The organism is Rhodobacter maritimus (genome assembly GCF_058747975.1).
Genome location: NZ_CM179095.1, coordinates 1,094,175 through 1,117,722 on the forward strand (window position 1 = coordinate 1,094,175; position 23,548 = coordinate 1,117,722).

Here is a 23,548-nt window from a genome sequence, read left to right on the forward strand (position 1 = left end):
GCGAACAGGCGCCCGCGAACATGGATCCCGGGGATGCGCCCGGGTGGCTCTTCCGGCCGCCGATCCGCCGGACAACAGATCAGACCCGAGCTGACACAGACCTGCGTGGCCGATCCGTCACCGGGCCATGATGTGGACACCTGCATGATTTCCCTTGCTTCCTACCGGCGCCAGTGGACCGGCAACATCCGCGGCGACCTTTTGTCGGGCCTTGTCGTGGCGCTTGCCCTCATCCCCGAGGCGATTGCCTTCTCGATCATCGCGGGGGTCGACCCGAAGGTGGGGCTCTATGCCTCTTTTTCGATCGCGGTGATCACCGCCATCGTGGGGGGAAGGCCCGGCATGATCTCGGCCGCGACGGCGGCGACGGCGGTGCTGATGGTGACGCTGGTACGCGATCACGGGCTGCAATACCTGCTGGCGGCAACGGTTCTGGCAGGGCTTTTGCAGATCGGGATGGGGGTGCTGAAGCTGGGTTTCGTCATGCGTTTCGTGTCGAAATCGGTGATGACGGGCTTTGTCAACGCGCTTGCCATCCTGATCTTCATGGCGCAACTGCCCGAGCTTGATCCCGCGCGGGTCACTTGGCTGACCTATGCGATGGTCGCGGGCGGGCTGGCCATCATCTACCTGTTTCCGCGGCTCACCCGAGCGGTGCCCTCGCCGCTGGTGACGATCGTCGTGATGACCGCGCTTTGCCTTGGCTTCGGATGGGATGTGCGGACGGTGGGCGACATGGGGGCACTGCCCGACACGTTGCCGGTCTTCCTCTTGCCACAGGTGCCTTTGACCCTCGAGACACTGACCATCATCTTTCCCTATGCCCTGGCGGTGGCTGTCGTGGGGCTTCTGGAAAGCCTGATGACGCAGCAGATCGTGGATGAACTGACCGACACGCCAAGCGACCGAAACCAGGAATGCGTGGGGCAGGGGGTGGCGAATTCGCTGACCGGGTTCATCGGCGGCATGGCGGGATGCGCGATGATCGGGCAATCGGTCATCAACGTGAAATCCGGCGGGCGCGGGCGGCTCTCGACCTTCACCGCGGGGGTGATGCTGCTGATCTTCTGCGTGGGGCTTGGCGATTGGGTCAGCCGCATTCCGATGCCCGCGCTGGTGGCGATCATGATCATGGTGTCGATCGGCACGTTCAGCTGGTCTTCGATCCGGGCGCTGTGGACGCATCCGAAATCCTCCTCCATCGTGATGCTGGCGACGGTTGCGGCGGTGGTCTGGACCCATAACCTTGCCATCGGCGTGCTGACCGGGGTGCTTTTGTCGGGGCTGTTCTTCGCCGCCAAGATTGCGCAGCTGTTCCGCGTCAGCGCAGATCTGAGCGCCGACGGGCGGGTGCGGACCTATGTGGTCGAGGGGCAGTTGTTCTACGGCTCGGTCGAGGATTTCATGGCCGCCTTCGATTTTCGCGAAGTGCCCGAGCGCGTGGTGATCGACGTCAGCCGCGCCCATATCTGGGATATCTCTTCCGTGGCGGCGCTTGACATGGCGGTGCTGAAATTTCGCCGTGAAGGGGCCGAGGTCAAGATCATCGGCCTGAACGAAGCCTCTGAAACCATCGTCGACCGGCTTGCCATTCACGACAAGCCAGGCGCGCTGGACAAGCTGACGGCGCATTGAAAGGATGGCAGCCATGACCGACAAGATCATCGCCCTTGTGGATGGATCGGCCTATGCCGAAAGCGTGTGCGAACATGCCGCCTGGGTGGCCCGCTTTACCGCGCGGCCGGTCGAGCTGTTGCATGTTCTGGGGCGGCGCGAGGTGCCGGAAAAGACCGACCTGTCCGGTGCGATCCGGCTTGGCGCGCGCAGCGCGCTTCTGGCGGAACTGGCGGAACTGGATGAGGCGCGGGCGAAGCTGGTGGCGCAGAAGGGCCGCGCCATTCTGGACGATGCGCGCGCGATCGTCATGCATGCCGGGGCAACGCAGGTAAGCGCGCGGCTTTTGCAGGGCGATATCGTCGAGACCCTCGCCGCCGAGGAAACCGGCGCGGGTCTGATCGTGATCGGCAAGCGCGGCGAGGCCGCGGATTTCGCGCGGGGGCACCTGGGTTCGAACCTGGAACGGATCGTGCGGGCCTGCCACCGGCCGGTGCTGGTGGCTGCGCGCGCGTTCCGGCCCATCGGGAAGGTGCTTGTTGCGCAGGACGGCGGGGCTTCGGCGCAAAAAGCGGTCGCGCATCTGGCTCAGGACGCTCTTTTCGCAGATCTCTCCATCGAGCTTGTCACCATCGGTGCCGAGACGCCCGAAACCCGGGCGCAGCTTGAAGCGGCCCGCAAGGTTCTGGCCGATGCCGGACGGGCAGCCACCGCGCGTATCCTGCCCGGCCAGCCCGAGACCGCCCTGGGCGATCTGGTCGAGGCCGAGGGCTTCCACATGGTGGTGATGGGCGCCTATGGCCACAGTCGCATCCGCAGCCTGATTATCGGCTCGACCACGACTGCGATGATCCGTTCGTGCAAGGTGCCGGTCTTGCTGATGCGCTAGGCCCGCGCCCGCGCGCCCGACCAGTTCGCCCCGGCCGAGCCATCGAGGAAGCCGTCCGACAGCGTGCCGCCCGGCACCATGCCGCGCAGGCTTTCGGCGAGGTCGCCGGGGGCCGTGCGCCCGGCCAGAAGATCGGCATAGCCCCGGCAGATCGCGCCGAAATCGCGGCTTTGCGGCGACAGGCGCAGGGCCGAGACGCCGGCCGCGGCCAGGTCCGCGGCATGGTGGACCATGCTGGCGGTGCTTTGGCTCAGCGTCTGCACGCCGTTCACCACAAGGAATTTCTGCCCGTCCAGCGTGTCGACCTCGCGCCCGTCGGGATCGTCGCCGCAGACGAACTGGCAGCTGTCCTTGGCGCGGTCGTGCAGCCTTGCGTGATAGCACCGCCCCGAGATCGCAAGCGGCAGGCGGCCATGCCCCCAGACCTCGATGGCAACGCCCGCATCCTGCCCCGCGCGCGCCAGCACCGCGACCGAGTCCAGCGTCAGTTCGGGCGGCAGGCAGATCCGCGTGGCGCCGCGCCGGGCCAACCATCGCAGCGTGCCCTCGTTATAGACATTGACCAGCGGGCCCACCCAGAAGGGCGTGCCCTCGGGGATATGGTGCAGCGCGCTGAGGTCGTTGATCTCGATCGGCAGGCCCATGTCCGGCAACTCGCGCGTCAGCTTGCGTTCGCGCGGCAGGGTGATGAGGCCGAGCGAGCTCAGCGCGACCTCTTTCCCGGCGGCCTGAAGGGTTTCGATCGCGGTGGGGATCTCGGCGGCCCAGAAGGGCAGGCGCTTGGAGCAGACCTGCTCGCCCAGCACCACGCGCGCGACGGGGGCCTGGGCAAGATCGGCATAGAAGGCGCGCACGGCCTCGGCGGTCCAGAAGAACGGGTTGGCCCCGACGGTCAGATCCATGGGGTCACCTCCAGGTCTTGGCATAGGCGCCGGTGGTGGCGGCCTGCCCCTCGGTCAGGCGCGCCAATGTGCTTTCGGGAAGCGGCAGGCCCGCGGCCTGCGCCTCGACGGCGGTGCGGAAGGCGCGGACCACCTGGCCCACATAGGCGCGCGAGCGCTGCCGCCCCTCGATCTTGAGGGCGCTGACGCCGGCGCGGGCAAGCGCGGGGATCAGCCGCGTCGCATCGAGGCTGACCGGGTCTTCGAAGATATGGCCGGTCTGCGCGCCCGAGGTGAAGCAGCCCTTGCACAGCGTGGGGTAGGGGGCGGGGGCGGATTTCGGCGTGCGGTGGATGGTAAAGCCCCCCAGACGGGCGGCAAGTTCGGGCCCCTCTTCGGCATAGACCACCGCCTCGGCGGGCGAGCAGACGCCGTTCATGTTGGGCGATTTGCCGGTGGCGAAGGAGGACAGCGAACACCGCCCCTCGGCCATCACGCACAGGCCACCAAAGACGAAGACCTCGGTTTCCACGTCGATCTCGCGGTTGATGGCGGCGATCTCGTCCACGGTCAGGACGCGCGGCAGCACCACGCGGCGCACGCCGAAGGCGCTTGCATAAAGGTTGATCGCATCGGGATTGGCGGCGGCGGCCTGCACCGACAGATGCAGCCGCAGGTCCGGATGCGCCTCGGCGGCATGGGCCAGCAGGCCCGGATCGGCAAGGATCACCGCATCCGCCCCGGCGGTTTCGGCGTCGCGCACCGCGGCATGCCACAGCGCCTCGGCCCCGGCGCGGGGGAAGGTGTTGATCGCCACCAGGACCTTCGCGCCGCGCGCATGGGCGAAGGCGACCGCCTCGGCCAGCTCCTCGCGCGAGAAGTTGAGGCCCGGAAAATTGCGCGCATTGGTTTCGTCGGCAAAGCCGCAATAGACGGTATGGGCCCCGGCCTCGACTGCGGCGCGCAGGGCGGCCGGGGTGCCCGCGGGGCAGACCAGTTCCATCATGCCCAGGCCTCCGTTTCGGTGCGATGCAGGGAAAGCCCGGTCAGGCGTTCGGTCCGGCCAAGCGTGTGGCGCGCAAGGCTGGCAAGGGGGCCGGCCATCGCCGCGATCTCTTCGGTCAGGTCCAGTTCGCTGTCGTCGATGGCGTTGCGCAGCGCAAGCACCGCGCCGGTATCGCCCTCGATCACCAGATCGCGCGAGAAGAACAGCGCATCGCCGTCCTGCGCGCCATGCATCATCGCCAGAAAGGCCGAAAGCGGCCCGGCGATGCGCGCGGCATGATCCAGCCCCTGCCCGCGCCGATGTGCACTGACCTCGGCCGTCTGCGGCACGATCAGCAGGACGAAGGGCAGGTCGGTCGGGTCCACCAGGAAGCGCTGCGCGGCATAGGGGCCAAGGCGGCGCAGAAGGCCCGGATGCCTGGCGCTGACCCGGCGGCCAAGGCGGCCAAGCCCAAGGCTCAGCGGCGCAAGCGGCAGGGGCCGCGCGGCAAGAAACAGGGCGCGCGGAAAGCGCGGCAGGGGGGAAGCGGTCATGGGCACCTCTTGCGTGGCTCCGGCGGTGATAGACCGGCACGGAGCCGAAGGACTTGACGTATATCAAGACGATAGCGCAGGCGCTCTGCTAACCCGATGCGGCCCGTCACCGCAGGAGGCCGCCATCCGCTCGCTCCCCGTATTTGCCGATCTGCGCGCCTTCCTTGGCTGGGCCGAGGCGGGGGGGCAGCTTCTGACGCTGCGCGATCCGGTGGCCCTGCGCCACGAGATGACGGCACTTCAGCAAGGCGCGCTGCGGGCCGCAGGGCCGGTCTTGCGCTTTGACAATGCACGGGACGCGGCGGGCAAGGCGGCGGCGATGCCGGTCGTGGCCAATCTGTTCGGAACGCCCGATCGCGTGGCCGCGGGCCTGGGGCTGACGCGGGCCGAGCTGCCGGAATTCGGTGCGTTCCTTGCCGCCCTGCGCAGCCCGCCCCCGGTCGAGGGGATGCGCGACGCGCTGTCACGCTGGCCGATGCTGAAGGCCGCGCTGTCGACCCGGCCGCGCCTCATGCAGCGCGCGCCCGTGCAGCAGGTCCAGCCCGAACCCGACCTGCGCGCGATCCCGGTGCAGACCTGCTGGCCGGGCGATGCGGGCCCGCTGATCACCTGGCCCGTCGTCGTCACCCGCCCGCATGACAGCCAGCCGGGGCAGGTGGCGCGCTACAATCTTGGGGTCTACCGCGCGCAGGTGCTTGGCCCCGACCGGCTGATCCTGCGCTGGCTTGCGCATCGTGGCGGGGCGGCCCATGCGCGCGGCTGGGCGCGGGCGGGCGCGCCGATGCCCGTGGCGATCGCGCTTGGCGCCGATCCCGCGACGCTTCTGTCCGCCGCGCTGCCCCTGCCTGAAACCGTTTCCGAGATGGCGTTTTCGGGCGTGCTGCGCGGGGCGCGCGCCGATCTGGTGCCCGCGCGCACCGTGCCGCTTCTGGTGCCCGCGCGGGCCGAGATCGTGCTGGAGGGCTGGGTGCATCCGGGCGAGACCGCGCCCGAGGGGCCGTTCGGCGACCATACCGGCTATTACAACGCGGTCGAGCCGTTCCCCGTGATGCGCCTGTCCGCCATCACCCACCGGCGCGATCCCTTGTATCTGACCACGGTGACGGGCCGCCCGCCGGACGAGCCCTCGGTCATCGGAGAGGTGTTCAACGAGCTTGCCCTGCCGGTGATCCGCGCCCAGATCCCCGAGGTGCGCGACCTGTGGCTGCCGCCGGCGGCCTGTTCCTACCGCATGGCGGTGGTGGCCATCGACAAGCGCTATCCGGGCCAGGCGCGGCGCGTGATGATGGCGCTTTGGGGGATGCTGGCGCAGTTCAGCTATACCAAGACGATCGTGGTGGTGGATGACGATATCGACCCGCGCAACTGGGACGATGTGGTCTGGGCGATGGCCACGCGGATGGACCCGGCGCGCGATGTCACGGTGATCGACGGCACGCCGATGGATTACCTCGATTTCGCCTCGCCGCGCGAAGGGCTGGCGGGCAAGCTGGGGATCGACGCCACGAACAAGATCGGGGCCGAGACGACGCGGGAATGGGGCCGCCTCATGGCGCTGGACCCCGCGCATGAGGCGCGGGCGGCCGACATCCTTGCGCGCCATCTGCCGAAAGACGGGGGGAGGGCATGAGCGTGCGCGTGGTGCTTGGGGTGTCGGGGGCGTCGGGGGCGGTGCTGGCGCTGGAATGCGCGCGCGCGCTGCATGCGGTCGGCGCGGCGGTGGATCTGGTGCTCTCGCCCATGGCCAAGCGCACGCTGACGCTCGAGATCGGCCCGGATGCGGGGGCAGAGCTGCGCGGGCTTGCGGACCGGGTGCACGGGATCGGAGATCTGGGGGCGGCGATCGCCTCGGGCTCGTTTCCGGTGGCGGGGATGATCGTCGCGCCCTGCTCGATGCGCAGCCTGTCGGCGATTGCGCAGGGGCTGGACGACAACCTGCTGATCCGCGCCGCCGGGGTGCAGCTGAAAGAGCGCCGCCCGCTGGTCCTGCTTGCACGCGAGGCGCCGCTGACGCTTGCGCATCTGCGCAACATGACGGCGGCGACCGAGATGGGCGCCATCGTCCTGCCGCCGGTTCCGGCCTTCTACCTGCGCCCCGCGACCACCGAAGAGATCGCGCGCCAGATTGCCGCGCGCGCGGTCGACCTGCTGCGCGTCGCGCCGCCTGCGGCCAGGGCCTGGACGGGCGGCTGAATCGTCCTGCGACGGCCCCTGATTTTTCAACATGTTGAAAAGGCAGGCCGGGCCGTTTGCGGGGCACATGTGTCGCTTCCTTGCCGTCCCCGGGCCGCAGCCATGCGAAAGATGACCGTGAAATGTGCAATTGGCACGGCCAGGGCTTTATCCTCCGACGGATTTCTGCCAATGATCCGCCCCAGAAGGGAGCGCGCCATGGACACCGAAATCTTCAGGATCGCCCGCAAGTCGCTGTTGCTTGCCAGCCTGCCCGAAGCGGCGGTCAAGAGCGTCATGGCCACGGCGCGCGTGCGCGACATCGAGCGCGGCACGACCATCTTTCTGCAGGGCGAACGCGCGGCCGCGATCTATGTGGTGATCGAAGGCTGGGTCAAGCTTTACCGGATCGCGCCGAACGGGGCCGAGGCCGTGGTGGGCGTGTTCACCCGCGGCCACTCCTTCGGCGAGGCCGTGGCCTTCACGCAGGACAACTATCCCGTCTCGGCCGAATGCGCGACGGATTGCCGGCTGGTGCGGATCGAGACCGAGGCGATCCTGCGCATGGTGCGCGAGCATCCCGAGATGTCGCTGTCGCTTATCGCGGCGACCTTCGCGCATCTGCACCGCCTCGTGGCGCAGATCGAGCAGCTCAAGGCGCAGACCGGCGCACAGCGCGTGGCCGAATTCCTGCTGGAACTGGCACCCTGCGGCGAGGGCCGGTGCGAGGTGACGCTGCCCTATGACAAGGTTCTGATCGCCGGGCGCCTGGGGATGAAGCCCGAAAGCCTGTCGCGCGCCTTTGCCAAGCTGCGCGAACAGGGCGTGCAGATCCGCCAGAACGTGGCGGTGATCGACGATGTGGCGGACCTGCGCGAATTCGCGGACGAAGACCCGGCGGGGGCCTGGTCGCGGGGCTGAGGCTCAGCCCATCAGGTAAAGCGCCAGAAGCAGCAGCGCATAAAGCCCGAGCACGATGGCAAAGCCCCGGTTCCAGAACGGCGCCTGCGCAAGCCCCAGATAGCTGCGCAGGATGACCCGCGCCTTGGCCCAGGCCAGAAACAGGATCGCGGCCCCGCCCGCGGTGATCCCCGCACCGTCGATTCCCCCGCGCGACACGGCAACGGCAAGCGCGGTGGACAGCGCGGAAAAGGCAAGCAGCCAGCCCCAGGCCCGGATCAGCGGATCTTTGGTCATGGCTTACCTCAGCAGATAAATGACCGGGAACAGCAGGACCCAGACCAGATCGACCATGTGCCAGAACGCGGCCCCGACCTCGACGGTGCGCGGCACGCAGCGCAGCGAGACAAGGCCCAGGATCACGATGCCCGCCACGACATGGGCGGCGTGAAAGCCGGTCAGAAGGTAGTAGAAGGTGAAGAACGGGCTCGTCTCGATCCCGATCCCGCTGCGGGCCTTGTCGGCATATTCGATCCCCTTGAGCACCAGGAACACGACGCCCAAGGCGGCGGCGGCGGCCAGCCACATCCGGGTGGCGGCCTTGCGCGCGGCCTCGGCGGCGCGCACGGCCAGGGCCGCGAAGAACCCCGATGTGACCAGCACCAGCGTGTTGATCCCCGCGCCGGTGCGGTGCAGATGGTCCTGCGCCGCGGCAAAGCCCGCGGGGTCGGTGATGCGCACGCCCAGAAATGCCGCAAGCCCCGCGCCGAAGACCAGCAGCTCGGACACGATCAGCACCCACATCATCAGATCGCCGGGCAACTGATCCAGTGGATGGGCCTCGGGGGCGGGTCCGGTCGCGGATGGGGGGCGCGGGCTCATGCGCCGACCAGCTGGCGATAAATCTCGGGCAGGGCGGCAGTCAGGTGGTCGGCATGCGGGATCACGGTGAACCCGCCCCGCCCGAAGATGCGCGGGAACCACGATTTTCCCTGCCGGTCGATGGTGATGCCAAAGACCGAATGCCCCGCCCGGCGCGCCTCGAGCACGGCCATGCGGCTGTCCTCGATCCCGTGGCGGCCCTCGTAATGGTCCAGGTCGTTGGGCTTTCCGTCGGTGATGACAAGAAGCAGCCGCCGCTTGCGCGCCTGTTCCGAAAGCTCGACCGAGCTGTGGCGGATCGCGGCGCCGAGGCGGGTGTAGAAGCCCGGCCTGAGGGCGGCGATGCGCGATTCGACCGTCGCGCTCATGGGTTCGCCGAAGCGCTTGCAGTTCATCACATAGACGCGGTGCCGCTTGAGCGAGGAGAACGCGTTGACCGCGAAATCGTCGCCGCAGGCATCAAGCCCCCAGGCAAGCGCGGCAAGCGCCTCGTGCTCAATCTCGATGACCGACCGGCCCGCCACCGCGCTTTCGGTCGAGCGCGAGACATCGAGCAGGATCGAGACCGCAAGGTCGCGTTTCTGCGGGCGGCTCTGGCGCCAGATGCGGTCGCGCGATGCGCCGGTGACGCTCAGCTCGACCTGCGCGCGCACGGCGGCTTCCATGTCCAGCTCTTCCCCGTCCAGATGGCCGGTGGTGAAGACGCGGCCGGGGCGCAGCGCCTCGAACTGGCGCTTGACCGCGCGGATGCGGCGCATGCTGCGCGGATCGGCGCGGAAATCGGGCAGGCCATCGCCGGGCTCGACCTGCGAGGCGAGAACGCACGCATGGGCCGGAAGATAGGCACCGCTTCGCACGTCCCATTCAGGATAGGTGAAGCGGCCGGACACGGCTTCGCGGTCGACATCCTCGGGCGCGAGGTCAAGATGCAGCTTCAGCCGCGTGGCGGGCGCCTTGGAGATCTGGCCAAGGCCGATCTCTTCCTGATCGTCGGCGGCCTTCTTGGCGCTGTCGGGATCGTCGTCCTCGACGCGGCGGTTGAGGTTGATGAATTCGGCCCAGCTCAGGATCGCCTCGAACTTGTGCAGGATGAAGCTGTCCTTGCGCTCGGCCTGATCAGCGCGGCGGCGGCGGGCGCGGTGCATCATGTTGCCCTCGCCCTCTTCGGGGGTGCCGTCGGTGGCGCGGGTCTCGACCTCGGTGGGGGCGGACCAGCCGGCCTCGCGCAGATCGGGCCAGAGCGTGACCGGGCGGAAGGTCTGATAGCCGCGCGGGGCCTGAAGGGCCGCGATATCCCCCGCGACAAGCGCGTCGCGCAGGCGCCGTGCCTCGGGCGGCAGGGGGGCGGGATCGCCCAGCTCTGCGCGCAGGATGGCCTCGACCGCAGCCTCGGTCGTGGGCAGCTTGGCAAGGGGGCGCAGCGAAAGGGTTGCGGCGCACAGGTCGGTGTAAAGCGCGCGGAACCCCGGCGCATCTTGCAGCGTGGCGCGCACCATGCGGTTGGCGCGGGCGATACGTTCCAGGTCGGCTTGCAGCGGATCCTCGGGCAGGGGGGATTCCGCGCTGCCCTGGGCATGCGCGGCCATGCCGGCAAGCCAGACATAGGCGGCGGCATTCGCCTCGCGCGCGGGGAAAAGCGCAAGCGAGGCGGGCAGGCGCAGTGCCGCGCCGTCGAAACTGGCGCGCGGGGTGGCCTCGGCCTCGGTGCCCAGCCGGCGCAGGAAGGACAGCCGATGGCGGCTGACCTCCTCGGCGACGGGTTTCACCTCGACCGATGGCGCACCACCAAGCGCGCGGAAAAGGACAGCCAGCCGTCCGCCGACCTCGGAAAGGTCGACACGGGCTCCGTCATACGCCTCGGGGGCGTCAAGACGGCTGGCCAGGACGTGCCACAATTTCCCGACGGATTCTTCGGGTTCCCATGGCTCGAACTCGATCCTGGTCACGGCCTGCCTCACCCGAAAACGGCCGTTACAAGATCGCGGAGCCCGCGTTTGACATCCGCATCATCGCTGAGCGGTTCAATCATCGCGGCCGTGATCGCACGTTCGACCGGCATGCCACCCGCGATCAGCGTGGCTGCATAGACGACAAGGCGGGTCGAGACGCCTTCCTCCAGATCCTGCCCCTTGAGCGCGCGCAGCTTGCCCGCCAGACGCACCAGCGGCTGGACGCGGTCTTCGGGAAGGCCGCTTTCGCGCGCGACCACCGGCACTTCGTGCGCGGGGCCGGGGAAGTCGAATTCCATCGCCACGAAACGCTGCCGGGTCGAGGGTTTGAGGGTCTTGAGGATGTTCTGGTAACCGGGGTTGTAAGAGGCCACGAGCATGAAGCCGGGGGCGGCCTCCAGTTCTTCGCCGGTGCGGTCGATCGGCAGGATGCGCCGGTCGTCGGTCAGCGGGTGCAGAACCACGGTCACGTCCTTGCGGGCCTCGACCACCTCGTCGAGATAGCAGATCGCGCCCTCGCGCACCGCGCGGGTCAGCGGGCCGTCGACCCAGACGGTTTCGCCGCCCTTCAGAAGGTAACGCCCGATCAGGTCGGCCGCCGACAGGTCGTCATGGCAGGCCACGGTGTAAAGCGGCCGGCCAAGCCGGGCGGCCATATGCGCCACGAAGCGGGTCTTGCCGCAGCCGGTCGGGCCTTTCAGAAGCACGGGCAGATCGTTTGCCGCCGCAGCGGCAAAGATGTCGCATTCGTCGCCCTGGGGCAGGTAGAAGGGGGCATCAGCCGCCCCCTTCAGGTTGATATGCGCGTTCATCGCCATCACTCCGCCGCGACGTGCTCGGCGTCCAGCCGGGCCTGTTCGGCCGGACCGGGCTCGATCACTTCGCGCCGCGGCACGAGCAGGGCGTAGATGAACAGCAGCGCACCCAGCACCACCGCAACGCCCGAGCCGAAGCGCATCGCGTAGAAGACCCAGATCTGGTCCTGCACGTCCATGTAGAACTCGCCGTTCACGCGTTGCAGGTGGGTTTGCACCGTGCCCGCGAAGGTCAGCGTGAAGGTCATGAACAGCATGCCGCCCGACATCAGCCAGAACGAGGCCATGTTGAGCACCTGGTTGTAGGGATCGCGGTTCTTCAGTAGCGGCATGGCATAGGACATGATCGCCAGGTTCAGCGCGACATAGGCCCCGAAGAAGGCCAGGTGGCCGTGCGCGGCGGTGACCTGCGTGCCGTGGGTGTAGTAGTTGACACCGTGCAGCGTGTGCAGGAAGCCCCAGACACCCGCGCCGAAGAAGGCCAGCGTGGCGCAGCCAAGGCTCCACAGCAGGGCGGCCTTGTTGGGATGGTCGCGGCGCCCTTTCCAGACCATGACGAAGGCAAAGGCCATCATGGCGAAGAACGGAATCACCTCGAGCGAGGAGAAGATCGACCCGATCCACTGCCAGTAGCCCGGCGCGCCGATCCAGTAGTAGTGGTGCCCGGTGCCAAGGATGCCCGAGAAGAGCGCGGCGGCGACGATGACGTAAAGCCATTTCTCGACGATCTCGCGGTCCACGCCGGTCAGCTTGAGCATCAGGTAGGCCAGGATCGAGGCCATGATCAGTTCCCACACGCCTTCGACCCACAGGTGGACGACATACCACCAGTATTGCTTGTCGAGCGCGACGTTACCGGGGTTGTAGAAGGCAAACAGGAACAGCAGCGCCAGACCCCAGAGGCCCAGAAGCAGGATGTTGCTGATTGCGGTCTTGCGCCCTTTCAGCACCGTCATCGAGACGTTGTAGAGGAAGATCAGCGCGGCCACGACGATGCCGGCCTTGACCCAGCGGGGCTGCTCAAGGAACTCGCGCCCTTCCTTGCCCAGAAGGAAGTTGCCTTCGAAAAGGTTGAACAGGTAGGTCACGACGACGCCCGCCGTGCCCAGCACGAGGATCGCAAGCTGAATATAGGCCAGCTTGGTCGAGTGGATTTCCCGCTCGGATTCCTCGGGGATCAGGAAATAGGCGGCGCCGAAGAAGCCGGTGATCAGCCATACGATCAGGCTGTTGGTGTGCAGCATCCGGGCCACGTTGAAGGGCAGGATCTCGGACAGGAAATTGGGTGAGACATAGATCCACCCAAGAACCAGCCCCATCGTGACCTGCACCGCGAAGAGTGCGAGCGCGGTCGCCATATAGACCAGCGCGATTTTCTGCGATTGGTATTTCATCTGGTTGCTCCTTCCCGCTTAGCCGGCGTCATTCGGCGGCCAGTCCTGCGCGTCGATCGTGTCGACCCAAAGCAGGAAATCGGCGAGGTTCTGGTATTCGTCGTCGTTCAGGTTGAACTGCGGCATCTGCCGGCGGCCTTCGATGCCCGTGGGCATCGCATCCATCCAGGCTTTCAGCGCCTCGGTGCCGCCTGCATGGTCATCGCTCTCGATCCCCCAACGCGTCATGACGTTCATCAGTTCGGGCGCGAAGTAGGCGCCTTCCCCCATGAGCGTGTGGCAGTTGATGCAGCCGTGCTTTTCCCACAGATGCTTGCCGGCAATCACCGACTCGGTCAGCGTCGCCTCGTTGGTCGAGGTGTTTCGGATGTAGAAGTGGCTGTGGGCCGATAGCCCCAGGAAGATGAGAATGAAGAACAGTGATCCGCCGTAGAAAATATTGCGGGCCATGCTCTTGGTCATGACTTCGCGCATTGCGCTCTCCTCTTTGTGGAGCAGTTGAAGGTGCCTCACATGATCGTGACGGGGGGCGACTCGCCTTAACGAAAGTCAATCCCCCGCCGAAGACCGGGCGTTTTGCTCAAGTTTCGCCGGGACGGGGCAGGCGGGGGCCCAGCAGGATGGGCAGGAAGGCGGCCAGGAACAGCGTGAAGGCAAGGATCCACAGCGCCCCCGAGGCCAGCACCGCGGGGTAGTAAAGCCCGATCTCCGTGGAGCCGATCCAGCGCAGCGCGGCGGCCCCCGCAACAAGCCCGTATCCCCATGCCAGCGAGGCCGGGGCGATCAGCGGGCGGCCCGAATGGCCCAGGCTTGCGCGGCTCATCACCGCAAGGATCATGCCCCCCGCCGCGCCGATGCCCAGGACGTGCAGGGCCGCGATCTCGGAGCCGTGGCCGAATGCGGCCAGCCCGACCAGAACGTAGCCCAGCCCGAGCGCGCCATAGGCGACATGCATCGCCCAGAGAATCGGGTAGGGCAGGGTCCAGCCCGGCCGCCACAGCGACAGGCGGACAAGCGCGCCTGACCCCGCGACAAGGGCGACGGCGCCGCTCAGCGCCTCGGGGGCGTCGGCCAGAACGACGAGCGGCAGCGCGACGGCGCCGATCATGGTGGCAAGCTCGACGGGTTTGCGCGCCTCGGGCAAGCCGATATGGCGGCCGGCGCGCTGCATCGCGTTGCGCGTAAAGGCCGGGGTGATCCGGCCACCAAGCACGGCGATCAGCGCGACGACGCCGAACAGGCCCGCGCGCAGGCCGCGGGCCTGATCGCCCCAGCCGAAGCCCATCCAGTCCGCCTGGACCAGAAGATCGGCCAGCCAGATGATCGCCAGGATCCCCAGGAACATGATGTTCTGCGGCTTGGGCCGCCGCACCAGCTGCACCGCGATCTGCGCCGCCAGCACGGGCAGGAAGGACAGCGCCGCGGCCGCGACCAGCGCGGGCGGCAGGCTGGCCGAGAACCAGACCGCCAGCCGCCCGGCAAGCCACAGCGCCGAAACCAGCGCGATGAACATGTGCCGCGCGGCGGGCGCCCCGGTCCAGTTCGGCACGGCGGTCAGGAAAAAGCCGCCAAGCGCCGCGCCGGCAAAGCCGAAGATCATCTCATGCGCGTGCCAGACATGCGGGGCCGGCGCGAAGGGCGTCAGAGAGACCATTCCCCCAAGGGCATGGACGCCCAGCCACCCCTCCCACACGATCAGGGTGAAGACGGCGTAAAGCCCCGCCGCAAGAAAGAAGATGCGAAAGCCTTCGCCGAACAGGCGAGCCAGCATGGTCATGGGAAATCTCCTTATCCGTATGGCCCTTGGCCAGGGCGCCGGAACCGCGCGTCTTGGCATCAGGATGGGGCCCGCGCGGCGGCGGAACCTTAACGAAAGTCAAGCTGCGCGGCGCTCATAAGGTGAATCTTGAAAATACATTTAAAACAAGGAGATGGGCGGAGGATTTTCTGGCTTTCCGGGCTGCGACACCTTGCTCACGAATTCTTGACTTTTATCAAGGTCGGTCCGGGGGATCGCAGGCAGGTTCCGGGGGCCTCATTTGCCCACAGGAGAGTGATGATGTCACCAAAGACCATGAACAAACCTCGAATGGCTCTCGGCGCCGGGCTTGCGATATTTCTGACGAGTGTCGCGCTTCCTGCCCTTGCGCAGGAACAGCCGACCTTGAGCCCCGAAGCCTTCGAACACTCCAAGGAGATCTACTTCCAGCAATGCGCGGGCTGCCACGGCGTGCTGCGCAAGGGCGCGACGGGCAAGAACCTCGAGCCGGCATGGAAACAGACCGCCGCCGATGGCACCGTCACCGAAGGCGGCACGCTGAAGCTTGGCCAGGAGCGTCTTGAAAAGATCATCGCGTTCGGGACCGAAGGCGGGATGAACAACTTCTCGGACATCATGACCGAAGAAGAAATCAAGAACATGGCCACCTATATCCAGATGGATGCGCCGAAACCGCCGGAATGGTCGCTGGAGCAGATGAAGGCTTCGCGCAAGGTCTATGTGGAGCCCGAAGACTACCCGACCGAGCCGCTGCACGGCCGCAACTGGGAAAACTTCTTCGTCGTCATCGAGCGTGATGTCGGCAAGGTCGCCATCATCGACGGCGATACCAAGGAAGTGCTGACCCACATCCCGACCGGCTATGCGGTGCACGTCATCAAGGCCTCCGAGCACCACAACGTGGAGCACATGGAGAATCCCGGCCGCTTCTGGTACACGATGGGCCGCGACGGCAAGATGACCAAGATCGACCTCTGGCAGACGCCGGACAAGATGCTGGTCGCCGAAGTGGACATCGCCCATGACGCGCGCGACGTGGCGGTGTCGGGTGACGGCAAATACGTCATCGGTGGCGGTTACTGGCCCCCGCATTTCGTGATCGCCGATGCCCATACGATGGAACCGCTGAAGGTCGTCTCGACCCGTGGCGTGAACATCGACGGCAACTATGTCGAAGAGGCCCGCGTGGCCGCAATCTACACCACCCCGAACGAGCCGACCTTCCTGGTCGCCGTGAAGGAGCTGGGGCAGATGTGGCAGGTGGACTATTCCGACCTCGACAACCTGCGCATCGAGCAGATCAACTCGTCCAAGTTCCTGCATGACGGGTTCTTCGACACCACGGGGCGTTACTTCCAGATCGCCGCGAACGCATCGAACCAGATGGTCGTGGTCGACACCAAGGAGCGCAAGCTTGAAGCGCTGATCGATGTGGGCGCGCTGCCGCACCCCGGCCCCGGCGCCAACTGGGAAGATCCCAATTGTGGCCCCGTTGCCGGCACCACCCACCTGGGTGAAGGCACCGTGACCGTCTGGGGCAACGATCCCGAAGCCCATGCCGATCAGGCCTGGAAGGTCTGCTACACAGTCGAGACGGACGGCCCCGGCCTGTTCATCCGCACCCATCCGAATTCGAAATATGTCTGGGCTGACCAGACCAAGCACCCGGATCCGGAAGTGCAGCAATCGATCCAGGTGATCGACAAGGCCACCGGCGAGATCGCGAAGACGATCATGGTGACCGAGGATGAAGGTTCGGCTGCGGTGCACTTCGAGTTCAACAAGGACGGCACCGAGGTGTGGGTGTCCAAGTGGAACATGTCCGACTCGAAAGAACCCAATGGTCAGATGGTGATCTACGACGCCGAGACGCTTGAGGAAAAAGCCCGGATCGACGGCCTCTATGCGCCGACCGGCAAGTTCAACGTCTTCAACCGCACCAACCACGTCACCTGATGTGACTGATCCCGGGGCAGGCCGCAGTGACGCGGCCTGCCCGCCCTTACCGGAATTGACAGACAGGGCGGCGTCCGCATGGCGGCGCCCCTGTCCGCGCAGGAGCCATCGCCGATGCCGAATGAAAGCAACGACACACCGAAAACCGGCAGCCTGTGGCGCCGCTATGTCTATTTTGGCGTCCCCGTGGTGGGCGCCGCTGCCGCGTTTGTCGCCGGCATCCTTTTCTGGGGTGGTTTCAATACCGCCATGGAAGCGACAAACACGATGGATTTCTGCATCTCGTGCCACGAGATGGAGGATACCGTCTATCAGGAATACACCGGCACGATCCATGACGTGAACCGCTCGGGCGTGGGGGCTGTCTGTTCGGACTGCCACGTTCCGAAGGACTGGACGCACAAGATCATTCGCAAGATCCAGGCCTCGAGAGAGCTTTACGGCAAGGTTGTCGGCACGATCAGCACGCCCGAGAAGTTCGATGCCAAGCGGCTCAGCCTTGCGATGCACGAATGGGAGCGGATGAAGAAGACCGACTCGCGCGAGTGCCGCAATTGCCACGACTTTGAATCGATGCTGCCCGAAAAACAGCGCCCCCGCGCGCGCCAGCAGCACCTGAACGCGATCGAGACGGGCCAGACCTGCATCGACTGCCACAAGGGGATTGCCCACAAGGATCTGCGCGACCGCGCGGATGAGGAATACCTTGAGGCGCTGGAAGCCCCGAACCCGAAATTCGCGCGCGACATTCCGCAGCTTTATCTGGATAGCCTTGAGCGGGTAGAGGCCATGGAGGCCGCCGAGGTCGAGGCCGCCGCCGCCGCAACCAAGGCCGCGGAAGAGGCCGTTGCCGCGCGCATCGCCTCGGCCGTCGAAAAGGCCGTCGCCGAAGAGCAGGCCAAGGCCGGCGCTTCGGGCGGAGAGGCCGCGTCCGCGGCAACCCCTGCTGCCGCCGCTGCTTCCGGATCGGGGCAGGAGGTTGCCTCGGATGTCGACTGGTCGGCCGTCGCGCCGATTGCGATGACGATGTTCTATCCCGGCCAAGCCTCGTTTGAATGGGTGCAGAACGGCAAGGAACATGGCGGCGCACGTCCCTTCACGAAGGGCGGCGACAACTGCACCACCTGCCACGGCAAGGAGCTGAAGGATATGGGGCAGCGGATCGTCACCGGCGAGAAGCTTGAGCCCACCCCGATCCCGGGCAAGCGTGGCTCGATCGACGCCACTGTTCAGGCAACCCACGACAACGAGAACCTGTATATCCGCCTGCAATTCCAAGCCGCGCCGCATACCCCGGTGCCGTTCGTGGATGGCGGCATGATGGACCCCGACAATCCGGTCAAGGTGGCGATGATGATCGCCGGAACGGGGATCGAATATGTCGAGCAGGCCGGTTGCTGGGCTACCTGCCACAACGACAACCGCTTCATGCCCGATGCACCCGACGGGGCGGCCTTGTCTGCGGCCGGGGACATGGCTGCGCGGATCGGCGCGACCGAGTATGTGACCAAATACATCCCGGAAAGCCGCACCGAGATCGAGCTGAAGGGGCGCAACGACAAGCCGCTTGGCGGTTGGGACAAGCTGAAGGAAGAGGCCGAGATCACGGCGCTTCTTGAAGGCGGAACCTTCATGGACGTGCTGCGCGCAAATCCTTCGGGCGGTGACAACGGGCATATCCTCGATGCACGCCGGAGTGCGACCGGCGGTGAGATTGAGACTTCGGTCACGCAGGACGGGGATACCTGGACCGCGGTGATCAAGCGCCCGCTCGATACCGGCGCGCCCGGCGACATCACGATCGAGCCCGGCAAGACCTACACCGTCGGGTTTGCGATCCACGATGACTACACCATCGGCCGGTTCCACCACGTCTCCATGGACTGGCACATGGCGCTGGATAATCCGGAAGCGACGATCAACGTGGTTGCACGCTAAGCGCATCCGCTAAAGAATGGGGGCGGCCGGGAAACCGGCCGCGCCCTCTGCATTCATGAAGGGGAGTGAACGCCATGAAACCGGCCATGAAACTGATTGTTCCGCTGATCCTTGCCATCGGGATTGCACTCCCGGCGCTGGCGGAAACCGACCCCGACAAGATTGCCGCGATTTGCGCCGAGGCGGATGCACGCTATGCCGAAGCCTATGGTCATCCCGCCGCAGAGGAAGAGGGCGTGGCCGTGGTTTTGATGTATAAATACACCTTCTGCCCCGAGCGGGTCGAGGTGCCTGTCGGCGGCACCGTGCGTTGGGTGAATGTCGACAAGCGCACCTCGCATTCGACATGGTTCCGCGATGCCGGAGAGGCCGAGAGCGACCGGCTTTTCCCCGAGGAATCGGCCGAGCAGACCTTCGAGATTCCGGGCGAGTTCGATTATCTCTGTGGCCCGCATTGGGAAAGCCACGATATGATCGGCAAGGTTTTCGTGACGCCCTGAGGGGCATTCGCGGTGCATTTTTTGCAATCAATCTGATCGGCGGGCGCGCTTATTGACTTCTGTCAAGGGCGCGCCCGCCGCCGTTTGGCATGGTTCCTCAACGGCTGGAAACGTGAAAGGAGCGTCGCATGCCAAGTGTTGGAATGGTCACGCTCGTCGGTGCGGGACCCGGGGATCCGGAACTTCTGACGATGAAAGCGGCCCGGCTGATCCAGACTGCCGATGTCGTGGTCTATGACCGCCTGGTGGCGCCTGCGATCCTTGCCCTGGCTCCCGTCGGGGCAGAGATGGTGAATGTGGGCAAGCGCACCCATCACCACCCCGTCCCGCAAGAGGAGATCAACGAGATCCTCGTGCGTTATGCCCAGGCCGGGCGCGACGTGATCCGCCTGAAGGGGGGCGATCCGTTCATCTTCGGGCGTGGCTGCGAGGAAACCGCACGCCTGTCCGAGGCGGGGATTCCCTTCGATATCGTCCCGGGGATCACCGCCGCGCAGGGTGCCTCGGCCTCGACGGGGGTCCCGCTGACGCATCGCGGGCTTGCGCGCTCGGTGCGTTATGTGACCGGCCATTGCAAGGCGGACGAGATCCTTGACCTCGACTGGGACGGGCTGGCCGATCCCGAAACCACGCTGGTGGTCTATATGGGTAAGGCATCGATCAACCTGATCGCCACGAAGCTGATGGCGCACGGGTTGCAGCCGGACATGCCGGTTCTTGCGGTGGCGTCTGCCACCTCGCCCAAGGAGCGCAGCGTGACAACCCGGCTGGACCGGATCGAGGCCGATATCGCCGAATCCGGCCTGGAAAGCCCGATCGTCTTTATCATCGGTCATGTCGCGGGGCTGGCGGAATCCCGTATCCCCATGCGCCTGATCTCGCAGGCGCGCGCCATGCGCGAGGCGGAGACGTTCCATGCCTGACCCGCGCGCGCTCTTCATCCTGATGTGCCTTGGCGCGGTGCAGATTTCTGCGGCCGCGGCCGAAGGGATCGCACCCGACCACGCGGCCCGGCTGGAGCGCCTTGTCACGCAGGATTGCGGCTCGTGCCACGGGCTGACCCGAAAGGGCGGCCTGGGCAGTCCGCTGACCACCGAAGCGCTTGACGGCGTGGATCGCGAAACCCTTGCAACGATCATCCTCGATGGTGTGCCGGGAACCGCGATGCCGCCTTGGCGCCCCCTGATGACCGAGGCGGAAGCCTACTGGATTTCGGACTATCTTCTCAAGGACACCACGCAATGACCCGTTTTGCCGCCCTGCTGCTTTCTTCCGCCCTGAGCCTTCCTGCCATGGCCTCGGATCTGCGCGCGACGGGCGATCTGGGCGTGATCGTCGAACGCGCCACGGGATCGGTGCTGATCGTCGATCAGTCCGAACATGCCGCGATCGGCCGGATCGAGGGGCTGGGCGATCTGTCCCATGCAAGCCTCGTCTTTTCGCCAGATGAACGTTTCGCCTATCTCTTCGGCCGCGACGGCGGGCTGACCAAGATCGACATCCTGGCCCAGACGGTCGTGAACCGTGTCATCCAGGGCGGCAATTCCATCGGCGGGGCGATCTCGGATGACGGCAGGCTGGTGGCGGTTGCCAATTACGAGCCGGGCGGGGTCAAGATCTTCGACGCCGACACACTGGAGCTGGTGGCCGACATCCCGGCCGAGGGCAAGGCGCTTGGTCTTGAGGACGCGCCGGGGCGCCGTTTCGTCTTTTCGGTCTGGGACACGAACGAGACCCGGATCGTCGACATGTCCGGCCCCGAGCCGGAGGTGACCGTTCTGCCCGAGATCGGGACCAACCCCTATGACGCGCTGATCACCGATGACGGACGCACCTATATCGCGGGGCTGTTCGGCGAAGACGGGCTGAGCGCGATCGATCTTTGGGAAGAGCCGCCGGTGGCACGCCGTATCCTGCCGGGATATGGCCGCGGGCAGGTTGAAATGCCAGTTTACAAGATGCCCCACCTTGAGGGGTGGGCAAAGGCGGGCGAACAGATCGTGTTGCCAGCGGTGCATCACGCCGAGGTGCTCTGGGTCGATTCCCGCACGCTCGAGGAAACCGGCCGCACCGCCACGCATGGCCAGCCGGTCTTTGCCATGGCCCGGCCCGGCGGGCGGCAGGTCTGGGTGAACTTCGCCCATCCCAAAAACGACACCATCCAGGTGATCGATTCGATGAGCCACGAGATCACGGGCGAGCTGAAACCCGGCCCGGCAGTTCTGCATATGGAATTCACCTCGCGCGGGACCGAAGCGTGGGTTTCGGTCCGCGACGACAACAAGGTGGTGATCTACGACACCACGACCCTTCAGCAGATCGGCGAGATTGCGGCGGAAAGCCCCTCGGGGATTTTCTTTACCGCGCGCGCCCACAGACTCGGGCTTTGATGATGACAGTTCTGACCCCGGCCGCATCCCGCATCCTTGACGACTGGCAGCGTGACCTGCCGTTGCGATCGCGTCCCTTCGCAGTCATGGCCGAGCGATCGGGGCTGAGCGAGGATGAGGTTCTGGCGGAACTTGCCGGGATGCAGGCGAACGGGACGATTGCCCGTGTCGGGGCGACGGTGCGGCCCAATACCGTCGGGGTGTCCACACTTGCCGCGCTTGCGGTGCCGGATCTGCGCGTCGAAGAGGTCGCGGCGCTTGTCGGGCAGGAACCGGGCGTCAACCATTCCTACCTGCGCGAACATGAATGGAACCTGTGGTTCGTGGCCACCGCCCCGGATGCGGAGGAACTGGCCGCGACGCTGGCGCGGATCGAGGCGCGCAGCGGACTGCCGGTCCTGAACCTGCCGCTGCGCCGCGCCTTCAACATCGACCTCGGCTTCGCGCTGGAAGGCCCGCGCCACGCGATGCAGCAGGACGCCGCCCCCGACATCTCGGTCATCGAGCCGCGCGACAAGGCGCTGCTGCATCGCCTGACCCGCGGGCTGCAAATCGTCGAGTGCCCCTTCGCCGTGCTTGCCGAACAGCTTGGCCGCAGCGAGGAGGAGGTGCTGGACCGGATCGCCGTGTTGAGCGCGGCGCGGATCATCACCCGGATCGGGGTGATCGTGCGCCACCGCGCGCTTGGCTGGCGCTCGAACGCGATGGTCACCTGGAACCTGCCCGATGCGCGGATCGAGGCCGCCGGCAAGGCGCTGCTTGGCCATCCGGGCGTGACGCTGTGCTACGAACGCCGCCGGATTCCGGGCATATGGGAGTATCCGCTGTTCTGCATGATCCACGCAAAAAGCCGCTCCGAGGCGTTGCAGATCCTTGAAACGGCGGCCGCGCTGCCGGAACTCGCCGGGGCCACGCATCAGGTGCTGTTCTCGATCCGCTGTTTCAAGCAGACCGGCGCGATGATCGTGCCCACAGCTGCCGAGGCCGTGTCATGAGATTGCGGCGCGACCCTCTGCCTGCCACGGCGCTTGATGCGACCGACAGGAAGATTCTTAATGCGCTTCAGGCGGGTTTTCCGATCTCGTCGCGCCCTTTCGCAGAGGCCGGGGCGGCGCTTGGCATCGAGGAAGAGGATCTGATCGCGCGCATCCTCAACATGCGCGAAATCGGAGCGATCACCCGGTTCGGCCCGTTCTACGACGCCGCCGCCATGGGGGGCGCGTTCTGCCTTTGCGCGATGGAGGTGCCCGCCGCGCGTTTTGACGAAGTCATGACTTTGGTCAATGCCCATCCCGAGGTTGCGCATAATTATGAACGTAATCACCGTCTGAACATGTGGTTCGTGCTGGCCGCGGTAGCTCCGGAAGGTATCGAACAGGTGGCGCGTGAGATCGAGGGGGAAACGGAGCTGTGCGTCCTCCGTTTCCCCAAACTCGAAGAATTCTTCGTCAACTTCAGGGTTGAGCTATGAGCATTGATGCGATCGACCGGCGCCTGATCGGGGCCACGCAGGCAGGGCTTCCGCTGACCCCCGCACCCTATGCCGCCATCGCGCAGCATATCGGCCTGAGCGAGGATGAGGTGATTTCCCGCATGCAGGCGTTGCAGCACCAGGGCGTGATCCGCCGCGTGGCGCTTGCCCCCAATCATTACGCGCTTGGCATGACCGCGAACGGCATGTCGGTCTGGGACGTAGAGGATAGCCATGCCCACGACCTTGGGGCTGCGGTCGGTGCGCTCGATTTCGTGTCGCATTGCTATCTGCGCCCGCGCGCCGAGGGCTGGCCCTACAATCTTTTCGCCATGGTCCATGGAAGCACCGGCGACGAGGTCGAGACCAAGCGCGCCCAGATCGCGGCGCTTCTGGGCGCGCATTGCCGCGCCAGTGATATTCTTTATTCAACGCGGATCCTGAAGAAAACCGGGATGCGCATCAAGGAGGGCTGAGC

At 66.2% G+C, this 23,548-nt stretch carries 24 protein-coding genes and 1 other annotated feature; of the genes, 14 read left to right on the forward strand and 10 right to left on the reverse strand.

The window, feature by feature from the left end; translation table 11 throughout:
- Window positions 1-19 precede the first annotated feature (19 nt).
- Window positions 20-77 (forward strand) — a sequence feature (sul1 is cis-regulatory element that is thought to sense ions involved in sulfur or methionine metabolism; They are found in Alphaproteobacteria).
- A gap of 67 nt (window positions 78-144) precedes the next feature.
- Both AC4PTO_RS05500 and AC4PTO_RS05505 read left to right on the forward strand, forming a co-directional pair.
- A complete protein-coding gene (locus AC4PTO_RS05500) occupies window positions 145-1,635 on the forward strand; it encodes a SulP family inorganic anion transporter (protein ID WP_492732677.1) in 1,491 nt (496 codons plus the stop codon).
- 13 nt (window positions 1,636-1,648) lie between these two features.
- The gene (locus AC4PTO_RS05505) at window positions 1,649-2,503 is read left to right on the forward strand and encodes a universal stress protein (RefSeq protein WP_492732680.1); all 855 of its coding nucleotides are present in this window, start codon (window positions 1,649-1,651) and stop codon (window positions 2,501-2,503) included.
- Here the strand turns inward: AC4PTO_RS05505 and ubiV are convergent.
- From ubiV to ubiT, 3 genes are read right to left on the reverse strand one after another with little or no spacing between them, the layout of a single operon-like run.
- Entirely contained in the window at window positions 2,500-3,405 is a 906-nt protein-coding gene (gene ubiV, locus AC4PTO_RS05510) for a ubiquinone anaerobic biosynthesis protein UbiV (RefSeq protein ID WP_492732682.1), read from the reverse strand. The genes AC4PTO_RS05505 and ubiV overlap by 4 nt on opposite strands.
- A 4-nt stretch (window positions 3,406-3,409) precedes the next feature.
- Complete coding sequence (gene ubiU / locus AC4PTO_RS05515; RefSeq protein WP_492733554.1) at window positions 3,410-4,387, reverse strand: ubiquinone anaerobic biosynthesis protein UbiU; 978 nt, start codon at window positions 4,385-4,387, stop codon at window positions 3,410-3,412.
- A complete protein-coding gene (gene ubiT, locus AC4PTO_RS05520; RefSeq protein ID WP_492732684.1) occupies window positions 4,387-4,923 on the reverse strand; it encodes a ubiquinone anaerobic biosynthesis accessory factor UbiT in 537 nt (178 codons plus the stop codon). Before ubiT ends, ubiU begins: the two co-directional genes overlap by 1 nt.
- A 124-nt stretch (window positions 4,924-5,047) precedes the next feature.
- On the opposite strand from ubiT, the gene AC4PTO_RS05525 reads away from it, so the two are divergent.
- From AC4PTO_RS05525 to AC4PTO_RS05535, 3 genes are all read left to right on the forward strand, one after another.
- A complete protein-coding gene (locus AC4PTO_RS05525) occupies window positions 5,048-6,553 on the forward strand; it encodes a UbiD family decarboxylase (protein WP_492733556.1) in 1,506 nt (501 codons plus the stop codon).
- Window positions 6,554-6,555: 2 nt separating this feature from the next.
- Window positions 6,556-7,116 (forward strand): UbiX family flavin prenyltransferase, encoded by a 561-nt coding sequence (locus tag AC4PTO_RS05530; protein WP_492733558.1) that lies wholly within the window; start codon window positions 6,556-6,558, stop codon window positions 7,114-7,116.
- A gap of 198 nt (window positions 7,117-7,314) precedes the next feature.
- On the forward strand, window positions 7,315-8,016 hold the full coding sequence (locus AC4PTO_RS05535) for a Crp/Fnr family transcriptional regulator (protein ID WP_492732686.1): 702 nt from the start codon (window positions 7,315-7,317) through the stop codon (window positions 8,014-8,016).
- 3 nt (window positions 8,017-8,019) lie between these two features.
- Here AC4PTO_RS05535 and AC4PTO_RS05540 read toward each other — a convergent pair whose 3' ends face one another.
- From AC4PTO_RS05540 to AC4PTO_RS05570, 7 genes are all read right to left on the reverse strand, one after another.
- Window positions 8,020-8,292 carry a hypothetical protein gene (locus AC4PTO_RS05540; RefSeq protein ID WP_492732687.1) on the reverse strand — a complete coding sequence of 91 codons (273 nt, stop codon included), beginning with the start codon at window positions 8,290-8,292 and terminating at the stop codon, window positions 8,020-8,022.
- Between the two features lie 3 nt (window positions 8,293-8,295).
- The gene (locus AC4PTO_RS05545; RefSeq protein WP_492732688.1) at window positions 8,296-8,877 is read right to left on the reverse strand and encodes a cytochrome c oxidase subunit 3; all 582 of its coding nucleotides are present in this window, start codon (window positions 8,875-8,877) and stop codon (window positions 8,296-8,298) included.
- The gene (locus AC4PTO_RS05550; RefSeq protein WP_492732690.1) at window positions 8,874-10,823 is read right to left on the reverse strand and encodes a nitric oxide reductase activation protein NorD; all 1,950 of its coding nucleotides are present in this window, start codon (window positions 10,821-10,823) and stop codon (window positions 8,874-8,876) included. The genes AC4PTO_RS05545 and AC4PTO_RS05550 overlap by 4 nt, the downstream gene beginning before the upstream one ends.
- An 8-nt stretch (window positions 10,824-10,831) precedes the next feature.
- On the reverse strand, window positions 10,832-11,638 hold the full coding sequence (locus tag AC4PTO_RS05555) for a CbbQ/NirQ/NorQ/GpvN family protein (RefSeq protein WP_492732692.1): 807 nt from the start codon (window positions 11,636-11,638) through the stop codon (window positions 10,832-10,834).
- A 5-nt stretch (window positions 11,639-11,643) separates the two neighbouring features.
- Entirely contained in the window at window positions 11,644-13,035 is a 1,392-nt protein-coding gene (locus tag AC4PTO_RS05560; protein WP_492732694.1) for a cbb3-type cytochrome c oxidase subunit I, read from the reverse strand.
- Window positions 13,036-13,053: 18 nt separating this feature from the next.
- On the reverse strand, window positions 13,054-13,509 hold the full coding sequence (locus tag AC4PTO_RS05565; protein WP_492732696.1) for a c-type cytochrome: 456 nt from the start codon (window positions 13,507-13,509) through the stop codon (window positions 13,054-13,056).
- Between the two features lie 106 nt (window positions 13,510-13,615).
- Window positions 13,616-14,812: an NnrS family protein gene (locus AC4PTO_RS05570; RefSeq protein WP_492732698.1), complete on the reverse strand. Its 1,197-nt coding sequence runs from the start codon at window positions 14,810-14,812 to the stop codon at window positions 13,616-13,618.
- 312 nt (window positions 14,813-15,124) lie between these two features.
- On the opposite strand from AC4PTO_RS05570, the gene AC4PTO_RS05575 reads away from it, so the two are divergent.
- The 9 genes from AC4PTO_RS05575 to ahbB (AC4PTO_RS05615) all read left to right on the forward strand — a co-directional run bounded on the left by AC4PTO_RS05575 (window position 15,125) and on the right by ahbB (AC4PTO_RS05615) (window position 23,546).
- Complete coding sequence (locus tag AC4PTO_RS05575; RefSeq protein ID WP_492732700.1) at window positions 15,125-16,771, forward strand: cytochrome D1 domain-containing protein; 1,647 nt, start codon at window positions 15,125-15,127, stop codon at window positions 16,769-16,771.
- 114 nt (window positions 16,772-16,885) lie between these two features.
- A complete protein-coding gene (locus AC4PTO_RS05580; protein ID WP_492732702.1) occupies window positions 16,886-18,709 on the forward strand; it encodes a NapC/NirT family cytochrome c in 1,824 nt (607 codons plus the stop codon).
- Window positions 18,710-18,795: 86 nt separating this feature from the next.
- Window positions 18,796-19,209: a cupredoxin domain-containing protein gene (locus AC4PTO_RS05585; protein ID WP_492732704.1), complete on the forward strand. Its 414-nt coding sequence runs from the start codon at window positions 18,796-18,798 to the stop codon at window positions 19,207-19,209.
- A gap of 128 nt (window positions 19,210-19,337) precedes the next feature.
- Complete coding sequence (cobA, locus tag AC4PTO_RS05590) at window positions 19,338-20,132, forward strand: uroporphyrinogen-III C-methyltransferase (RefSeq protein WP_492732706.1); 795 nt, start codon at window positions 19,338-19,340, stop codon at window positions 20,130-20,132.
- Window positions 20,125-20,454 carry a c-type cytochrome gene (locus AC4PTO_RS05595; protein WP_492732709.1) on the forward strand — a complete coding sequence of 110 codons (330 nt, stop codon included), beginning with the start codon at window positions 20,125-20,127 and terminating at the stop codon, window positions 20,452-20,454. The genes cobA and AC4PTO_RS05595 overlap by 8 nt, the downstream gene beginning before the upstream one ends.
- Entirely contained in the window at window positions 20,451-21,599 is a 1,149-nt protein-coding gene (locus tag AC4PTO_RS05600) for a cytochrome D1 domain-containing protein (protein WP_492732711.1), read from the forward strand. Before AC4PTO_RS05595 ends, AC4PTO_RS05600 begins: the two co-directional genes overlap by 4 nt.
- Window positions 21,599-22,594, forward strand: a complete 996-nt coding sequence (gene ahbB / locus AC4PTO_RS05605; RefSeq protein WP_492732713.1) for a siroheme decarboxylase subunit beta — start codon at window positions 21,599-21,601, stop codon at window positions 22,592-22,594. Before AC4PTO_RS05600 ends, ahbB (AC4PTO_RS05605) begins: the two co-directional genes overlap by 1 nt.
- Entirely contained in the window at window positions 22,591-23,070 is a 480-nt protein-coding gene (locus tag AC4PTO_RS05610) for an Lrp/AsnC family transcriptional regulator (RefSeq protein WP_492732715.1), read from the forward strand. Before ahbB (AC4PTO_RS05605) ends, AC4PTO_RS05610 begins: the two co-directional genes overlap by 4 nt.
- Window positions 23,067-23,546, forward strand: coding sequence for a siroheme decarboxylase subunit beta (ahbB, locus tag AC4PTO_RS05615; protein WP_492732718.1), 480 nt, complete (start codon window positions 23,067-23,069; stop codon window positions 23,544-23,546). The genes AC4PTO_RS05610 and ahbB (AC4PTO_RS05615) overlap by 4 nt, the downstream gene beginning before the upstream one ends.
- Window positions 23,547-23,548 lie beyond the last annotated feature (2 nt).

What these genes read in the sequence shown, in the direction of transcription:
- AC4PTO_RS05500 (WP_492732677.1), top strand. Translation starts at nt 145, where the DNA reads ATGATTTCCCTTGCTTCCTACCGGCGCCAGTGGACCGGCAACATCCGC.
- AC4PTO_RS05505 (WP_492732680.1), top strand. Translation starts at nt 1,649, where the DNA reads ATGACCGACAAGATCATCGCCCTTGTGGATGGATCGGCCTATGCCGAA.
- ubiV (WP_492732682.1), bottom strand. Translation starts at nt 3,405, where the DNA reads ATGGATCTGACCGTCGGGGCCAACCCGTTCTTCTGGACCGCCGAGGCC.
- ubiU (WP_492733554.1), bottom strand. Translation starts at nt 4,387, where the DNA reads ATGGAACTGGTCTGCCCCGCGGGCACCCCGGCCGCCCTGCGCGCCGCA.
- ubiT (WP_492732684.1), bottom strand. Translation starts at nt 4,923, where the DNA reads ATGACCGCTTCCCCCCTGCCGCGCTTTCCGCGCGCCCTGTTTCTTGCC.
- AC4PTO_RS05535 (WP_492732686.1), top strand. Translation starts at nt 7,315, where the DNA reads ATGGACACCGAAATCTTCAGGATCGCCCGCAAGTCGCTGTTGCTTGCC.
- AC4PTO_RS05540 (WP_492732687.1), bottom strand. Translation starts at nt 8,292, where the DNA reads ATGACCAAAGATCCGCTGATCCGGGCCTGGGGCTGGCTGCTTGCCTTT.
- AC4PTO_RS05545 (WP_492732688.1), bottom strand. Translation starts at nt 8,877, where the DNA reads ATGAGCCCGCGCCCCCCATCCGCGACCGGACCCGCCCCCGAGGCCCAT.
- AC4PTO_RS05555 (WP_492732692.1), bottom strand. Translation starts at nt 11,638, where the DNA reads ATGAACGCGCATATCAACCTGAAGGGGGCGGCTGATGCCCCCTTCTAC.
- AC4PTO_RS05560 (WP_492732694.1), bottom strand. Translation starts at nt 13,035, where the DNA reads ATGAAATACCAATCGCAGAAAATCGCGCTGGTCTATATGGCGACCGCG.
- AC4PTO_RS05565 (WP_492732696.1), bottom strand. Translation starts at nt 13,509, where the DNA reads ATGCGCGAAGTCATGACCAAGAGCATGGCCCGCAATATTTTCTACGGC.
- AC4PTO_RS05570 (WP_492732698.1), bottom strand. Translation starts at nt 14,812, where the DNA reads ATGACCATGCTGGCTCGCCTGTTCGGCGAAGGCTTTCGCATCTTCTTT.
- AC4PTO_RS05575 (WP_492732700.1), top strand. Translation starts at nt 15,125, where the DNA reads ATGGCTCTCGGCGCCGGGCTTGCGATATTTCTGACGAGTGTCGCGCTT.
- AC4PTO_RS05580 (WP_492732702.1), top strand. Translation starts at nt 16,886, where the DNA reads ATGCCGAATGAAAGCAACGACACACCGAAAACCGGCAGCCTGTGGCGC.
- AC4PTO_RS05585 (WP_492732704.1), top strand. Translation starts at nt 18,796, where the DNA reads ATGAAACTGATTGTTCCGCTGATCCTTGCCATCGGGATTGCACTCCCG.
- cobA (WP_492732706.1), top strand. Translation starts at nt 19,338, where the DNA reads ATGCCAAGTGTTGGAATGGTCACGCTCGTCGGTGCGGGACCCGGGGAT.
- AC4PTO_RS05595 (WP_492732709.1), top strand. Translation starts at nt 20,125, where the DNA reads ATGCCTGACCCGCGCGCGCTCTTCATCCTGATGTGCCTTGGCGCGGTG.
- AC4PTO_RS05600 (WP_492732711.1), top strand. Translation starts at nt 20,451, where the DNA reads ATGACCCGTTTTGCCGCCCTGCTGCTTTCTTCCGCCCTGAGCCTTCCT.
- ahbB (WP_492732713.1), top strand. Translation starts at nt 21,599, where the DNA reads ATGATGACAGTTCTGACCCCGGCCGCATCCCGCATCCTTGACGACTGG.
- AC4PTO_RS05610 (WP_492732715.1), top strand. Translation starts at nt 22,591, where the DNA reads ATGAGATTGCGGCGCGACCCTCTGCCTGCCACGGCGCTTGATGCGACC.
- ahbB (WP_492732718.1), top strand. Translation starts at nt 23,067, where the DNA reads ATGAGCATTGATGCGATCGACCGGCGCCTGATCGGGGCCACGCAGGCA.